Raw genomic sequence first — 6,352 nt, 5'->3', positions numbered from 1 at the left:
TCGGTGGTCAAGGAATACGCGAGTGTGGGCGATCGCAAGACATATGCCGACAAGGATGGCCACTGGCACAGCGGCGTGGGTTGTCAAGAAGGTCTGGATAGTGGTCGGGCACATTGGAGATCCGGTGCCGCCCAGCAGGGTTGTGTAGCACTCGGCGGCAGGTTCGAGCTGTTCGACAGGGGGCAGGGCGAGCATCCAAGTCAAACCCGCGACCGCAATCAGGTCGAGCAGCAGTAGCGTGCAGATCTGACTTCTCATCGACGTTCCCTATTCGTGTTGGAGCAGTTCAACGGTGATCTCGGCGTGCTCGGGCAGAGTCGTCAGAGCGAGTCCGAGGGCCGGCCATCTGGTTATTTCGTCGAGCGTTCGTCGCGTGGGGTCCGCTCACGCTGCTGCAGGCGTTGTAGTCGAGCGGCTGGCGCTGTGGTGCGTCGCTGGTTGATCCAGGTGTGCACGATCGTCTTGTAGAGCGCTGGTTCTGTGGTGGTGAGGAGTCGTTGGGCGGCAGGTAAGCCTGCAGCGCTGGTTGCTTCACTGTCAGCTGCCCATGTCCTGTCTTGGAATCGCCGGCGTCGATACCGCAGAAGCCACAGACCTGCAGGGACGAGCATCGCGGCGGCGACGAGTGCGGTCAGTCTGGAACTGCTGTCGACGTCGTGGCTGAATGCAGCAGGTAAGAGGATGAGCACAGCGGCGAGCATCCCGAGCGGTGTGCCGTATCCGGGTTTGTGTTGGCGCGGAGGGTATTGCGCCCAGGACAAGGTGTTCGCGACGATCCAGCGTCCCGCAGCAGTGTCGGTGTGGGTGTCGATGTCCGTCGCTGATAGGGCGAGCACGGGGACGGGATCACCGTCGACGCGGTGGTGGTAGACGCGGGTTTCGCCGACGGGGACGCGTTCCGCCGACGCCACCTTCGGGTACCGCCGGTTCACTGTCTGCAGGTCGGCGGCGGTGTTCGACCACCAATCGAGTTCGGTGCGGGTGAGCGTCGTTCTTCCTGTGGCTCTGATCTTCGTCATGAGAGTGCCTTCCGGATTGTGTATCCAGGTCGGACGTTATCGGGCGCTGTTCCGGTGTAGTGGTGCTCGGCTGTGTCTTGAACGGGTGGTGGGGTTCCGATCGCGGCGGTCGGTGCCGGTGGGTCGTGATGCTCGCGGGATCCCTGATGATTCGACCGTCGTGGGTGGACAGCAAGGCGCGTGTGGAACATTCCACGGGCTCTTGGTGGTTCGCAGGCGCTGGCGTGGATGCCGCCTAGAGGGAGGGCTGACCGATAGCGTTTGGATATGACCAAAGCATCCAGTTTCCTCTTTCAGGCGCAGGACTTGGCATCCGACGATGATGCGCCGCGGTTGCGATCAGCGTTGACGGCCGCGCGTGAGTGTGAGCAGAGAGGGGGCCGTACCCCGACGAAGTGCAGGAGGCTGCACAGTTGGCGTACGAGTTGTTGGAGATCGCTGCTCCCGAGGTTGTTGCGGAGCTCGGTCCACCGTCGTGGTCAGCGTAGTAGCGGAATGGTGAAGGCCACGTCAGCAGAAGCGAACTCGTTCTGCTGACGTGGTCTTCCTGTGTGGATCCCTCTTGCATCGGTAGACCTCGAAAACCGCACATCCTGGCCTTCGCTACCTTCGGAGTCATTACTGTGAGCGGCGCCGTCGGACTGGGCGCCTCTAGTGCTCCTTTGTACAGTTCGGGGTGAACCGATCGGGGTGGGTCGACGACCTGCGAGCTACTTGGTTCCGCTACGCAAAATGTTGCGGCGGAGACCCATTGCGTCGAACCGGTCGTTGAACTTGCGGAACTGTGGGCCGAACACCTTCGCGAATCGTGACGTGACCTGAACGGGGAATGACGTAGCAAGCAGCACAATCGCTGCTGGGATCACGTCGCTCGCCGACGTCGATGTCGACAGGGCGATCGGAAGCCCAGCGTTGTGCGCTACGAGGGCCGTCGAAACCAGAACTGCCACATACAAAGACAAGAGTGGCTGAGACATGGACCCCACCGTCCGCGCCCAGCTGATGACGTATTCGAGATCGCTTCCAGTGGCGGAAGTTTTACTCCGTGCGCGCGAGATGAGTTTCGACGCCGTAGCTATGAGGGCCACGACGGCGATCAAACCGACGAGTGACACGACGACCAGCAAGGTAATGACTGCAACTGCATTGACGCTGCTACCTGCAACTTCTGCGGTCCTGGTGAGGGCGGAAGCCAAGTCCTCCAGTGCGTTGATGCCCTGCGAGCTCGTTTCGGCGGTCGGGGTTTGCCACCACGATCCCGCGAGAATGAAGGTGAAGAGAAACGTGAGTAGCGCCGTTGTTGCAGCCAGCCTCGTGGCTTGTGGCCACGGACTCTTCGTGGATCGAGCAGATAGTTCTGCGGGTGCGGTGGGCCCTGTTTCTGTTGGATGGGACATTGGGCTTTCTCCTGTTCTCGGTGTGCAATTCGAGGTCGGCCCCGGAATGGGACTGGCTGGTAGTGGGTTACTGGCCTTTTAGTGCGTTTGCCGGCGACGGGGGCGGGGCGGGACACGGTCGATTAGGTGGCGATGTGTCGGGACTCAGCGCGCAAGACGACTTTGCGCATGATCGACGTAATCGTCTGCATGAAAAGTGATCCCGTCTGGGATGGGTATGCGCACAGGACTAACAGGAGCACCCACACGATCGCTGACACGGCTCCCTGCACTGTGAGGATCGCTACAGAGTGGCCGGCGCCTCCGGCAGTGACGGCCGTCGAGATCAGCAGCGCCACGTACCACCGCAACACGGGGCCGACCGTCCGACTGAGGCGCAGCGAGAATCTGCGCCAGGATTCGGCGAAGTCCGTGAATACGCGTGCCCGTAGGCCGTATGTGGCGACGGAGAGGATGAGTGCAAATGTGAATGCGCCGAGAGTGATGCCTGCGCCGACTCTGTCGACTGCTGCTGTGCTGGCGCCAGTCTCCTCCGCGAACGAGGTCAGGGATGTAGACAGGTTGTAGAGCGATCGGGTCCACGCGTCGGTGGTGGTCTCGTCGAAAGACACTCGCTCCCGAGGCGACTCGGAGAATGCGGCAGTCAGTATCGCTGCTGGTACAGCGAAGCTGGCGATCGAGCCGCAGACGGCCCGACTCACAGTCCCCGGACGCCGAGGGTGGGAGTCGGGAAGGTTCGACTCGATCGTCGATTGTTCGGACACGAATGGCTCCGCTTCTATTTGTGTTGATCACGCCAGAACCCGAGTAGGGCTCGAGCTGTCATATGGGCGTCTTTGAATGCGTTGTGAGCATCGCGGTACTCGACGCCGTGTGCGGCAGTGAAGTCAGCGAGGCGAGCACCGGTGCTGTTGTGGTCGAATCGCCTGGAGAGCGTCATGGTGTCGATGACGCGGTCGGCGGAGACCCCGTTTGCGGCGAAGTATTGGCGTTCGAAACTCGCGTTGTGCGCGACCATCGTGGTGTTTGGATCGCTCAACAGTTCCTGCAGTCTTGTTTTAGCCTGGGACTGCGCAAATGGCGGCTTGCCGTGGATGTCCTGGTAGTTGATGCGGTGAACGTCTTTGGCGCCCGTTCCGATCGTTCGTGCTGTGCGAGCATCGATTCCGTGAAGTTCGTCGATTCGTTCAACGACCTTGCCTTGCCCGTTCATCACGACTGCGCCGGTTTGGATGATCTCGCCACGTCCCGCTGACAGAGAATTCGTTTCGATGTCGGCAACGACGAAACGACGGCGGGTATCTGCGGCTGGGTTGTACGACTTGTAGAGGCTGCGGACGGCGTCGTCCGCGGATCTGCCGGATGCGACTTCGGCGCTGATCATCTCGTGGGCTTGTGCGGTGCTGATGCCACGGTAGGCGGCCAGTTCGGCTGCGGTGGCCCGGTTCTTCGCGTGTCCAGATTCTGCGCGCGGCGCTTTCGTCCAGGTGAAGGTGCCGTCGTTGTGGGCGGGTTGGGGTGGGTTTGTCTTCTCGGTCTGCCAACTGTTCCAACGGTTGTCGAGTTTTTCGCGTAGCTCGGGCATGGTGGCGGGTTGTGTGAGGCCGGTGAGGGGTTCATCGGCGTGGATTCGGTACTGCCGGTAGGTGTGACCGTCGATGTTGACGGCGATGTCGGCGTGTTTGAGCCCGGTTGCGTCGAGCGCGTTCGCAGCTTCGGCGCGCACGTGTGGTGGGATATCCGCTCCGTAGCCGTCATTTGCCGTGGCATGTTTGACGATCAACGCACCATCGGGGGTGTTTCCGTCGCTGCTGGTCACGGCTGTCAGTTCTGCCTGCTGCCAGGGGCGTTCACTGTTTCGCCAGATCCCGGGGGTTGATTGGACCGACAGTCCGGGGTTGGCGGCCGCGAAGTCCGCTGCGGTGGTGTGTTCCCAAGCTGCGGCCCGGCCTTCACGTCCGGTGTGCTGTGTGTGGGCGAGGTGAGCGCGGCTGATGTCGTCGTCGGTGACAGCGTTGATCGCGGACAGCTTCGCACTTGTCGCGGTGTGGGGGCTGTTGGGGTCCTTGACGCCGGCGGCGGCACCGATGTGGGTGCCGGGGATTCCGTCTTGCCGGGCGCGCAGTTCAGCTTCACTGCCGGGAACGTGTGTGCCGATATTGATGCTGTCGCCGATGGTGGTCCCGGAATATGCGGGCGGGGTGGAGAGTTCGCTGACTCTGGCCGCGTATTGCGCGCTCTCGTTGGCGTAGGCGTTCAGGTCGTCGTCGGCGATGAGACGGTCACAGTGCGCGTCGTGAAGGCTGTCGCGGGCCACGGATACCGTTTCGATGTTTGTGCTGGTTTTCGCCGCTTCCCAGCCCCTTTCGGCGTCGTGTTCCGCGGCGTGGGCGTAGTCGCGTGCTTTGAGGAGCTGTTGATGCTCTGCCGATTGGGCACGTTCGTCGAGGACTGCGCGGGCTTCGTCCACGTCGAGAGTGGCGGCGTGTTCGCGTGCCTGGTCCAGCTCGTCGGATCGTTGACGTCGCAGGTAGTAACCGGAGGCGGTGTCCGCGGTCCATTCGCGATACGACGCCTGCATTTCTTCTTCGAACTGGTCATCTCGCCATTCTTCGTATGCTGCTTCGGCAGCGTCTTCGGAGCTCGCGTACTCGGCGAGGGTGCTCGGCGCGAAGCCTGCGTCGATCATGTCCTGGCGATGCTTCGGGTACTCCGCGGCGTAGTCGCGGCCGAACTCGCTTCCATCGGGGATCGCCGATGCGGGTGGCTGAGCGCCTGCACGGAGCTGGGCTTGTTCGGCGGCGGTCAGGGTCTCCCCCATCACGGCTTTGCGCTGCAGTTCTAAAAGTTCCAGATGCTCGGTGTCATAGACCGATTCGGCGGACAGCGCATCGGCATACGCGGCCGCGTGGTTGGCGGCTCTACCGGTGCGGCTGCAGCGGGCAGCTGCATCTGCCGAGCACCGACGTGGACCTCCCGGTTGGTTGGCTCCGATGCACACTCTGACCTCACCCCCAATTCGGCGCCCTGATCAGACCGCCTCGCTTGGGGCGGTCTGATCTGGACGCGGATTGTGTCGCTCCTCCGATAGGTGAAAACGTAACTTGCACGGTTCCGGTCATCGAGGTGCTGGGATGGAAGGCGACTATGCGTGAGACAGCGGGGTGTGCGCGGCGATGGAATCTGCCTCTCACGATCTGCGCCGGACGGGGGCGGGATGGAGGGCGGCCTCCGCCCAGACGGTGACAGCCGCTTGACCGGGCTGGGCCGCTGTCACCGTCCTCGAGCTAGGCAGCTCGGCGCTCACCGCTTTCCCGGAACACTTCTTCGCCAAAGATGCTTGTGACCTCAGTCATTCGCGGTTCCTGGCGGATCTCCTCTGCAACAGCTGTCTTGAGCAGTCGAGAGATGTTGTTCCGCCCCCACACCACTTTTCCTGCCGGCGTGGGAATCCCCTCGTCGTTGAGTTCGTCGCAGATGTATTGCATGGTTTTCCCCTCGTTTCGCAGCACCAGAATTCTGCGGAGTACGGGCAGAGGGCAGAGCATCGGCCGCCCGACACGGCCGCTCACTGCTCGCCACCTCCCCCGAGGCGGTTGAGCAGGACGTCCAAGAGCCGGAAGGCGCGCTCGGAGCGATCCGCGGACCCGAGTAGGGCAAGGAGCAGCGTGCAGGGGACCACGGTGAGCATGATGATGCCTCGCCACCGCGTCAAGAGAAACGCAACTGCCCAGATGATCAAGGCCGCAGGCGAATTGGGCATAGCTTCGGCCAGTGTAGTGAGAAATTTCACGGAGAACTACCTTCCACGCAGATTGCGTGATTGGCGGGCCTTGTCTCCGTCGTTTAGACGTCCAGAAGGCCCGTAAGTGGATTGGAAACAATCGACTTACGGGTGTTGTTGGGGCCGCGAGTGACCTGCGGCTTGGTAGTGAC

At 62.2% G+C, this 6,352-nt stretch carries 7 protein-coding genes; all 7 read right to left on the bottom strand.

Annotated features, from left to right (window positions below; genetic code table 11):
- Positions 1 to 258: hypothetical protein (locus A2J01_RS36750; protein WP_231915704.1), on the bottom strand; the 258-nt coding region annotated here is incomplete at its 3' end.
- 92 nt (positions 259 to 350) lie between these two features.
- Positions 351 to 1,019, bottom strand: a complete 669-nt coding sequence (locus tag A2J01_RS05035) for a hypothetical protein (RefSeq protein WP_064112222.1) — start codon at positions 1,017 to 1,019, stop codon at positions 351 to 353.
- 710 nt (positions 1,020 to 1,729) lie between these two features.
- Complete coding sequence (locus tag A2J01_RS05025) at positions 1,730 to 2,416, bottom strand: hypothetical protein (protein WP_064112220.1); 687 nt, start codon at positions 2,414 to 2,416, stop codon at positions 1,730 to 1,732.
- Between the two features lie 122 nt (positions 2,417 to 2,538).
- Positions 2,539 to 3,180: a hypothetical protein gene (locus A2J01_RS05020; protein ID WP_075835732.1), complete on the bottom strand. Its 642-nt coding sequence runs from the start codon at positions 3,178 to 3,180 to the stop codon at positions 2,539 to 2,541.
- Positions 3,181 to 3,194: 14 nt separating this feature from the next.
- Complete coding sequence (locus tag A2J01_RS05015) at positions 3,195 to 5,417, bottom strand: 3'-5' exonuclease (RefSeq protein ID WP_064112218.1); 2,223 nt, start codon at positions 5,415 to 5,417, stop codon at positions 3,195 to 3,197.
- A 286-nt stretch (positions 5,418 to 5,703) separates the two neighbouring features.
- Positions 5,704 to 5,988, bottom strand: coding sequence for a recombinase family protein (locus A2J01_RS05010; RefSeq protein ID WP_064112217.1), 285 nt, complete (start codon positions 5,986 to 5,988; stop codon positions 5,704 to 5,706).
- Positions 5,985 to 6,209, bottom strand: coding sequence for a hypothetical protein (locus A2J01_RS05005; RefSeq protein ID WP_099698417.1), 225 nt, complete (start codon positions 6,207 to 6,209; stop codon positions 5,985 to 5,987). Before A2J01_RS05005 ends, A2J01_RS05010 begins: the two co-directional genes overlap by 4 nt.
- Positions 6,210 to 6,352: the final 143 nt, after the last annotated feature.

This window comes from Rhodococcus sp. EPR-134 (genome assembly GCF_001647205.1).
Lineage (GTDB): Bacteria > Actinomycetota > Actinomycetes > Mycobacteriales > Mycobacteriaceae > Rhodococcus_F > Rhodococcus_F qingshengii.
This window is presented reverse-complemented; position numbering and strand designations above follow the sequence as displayed.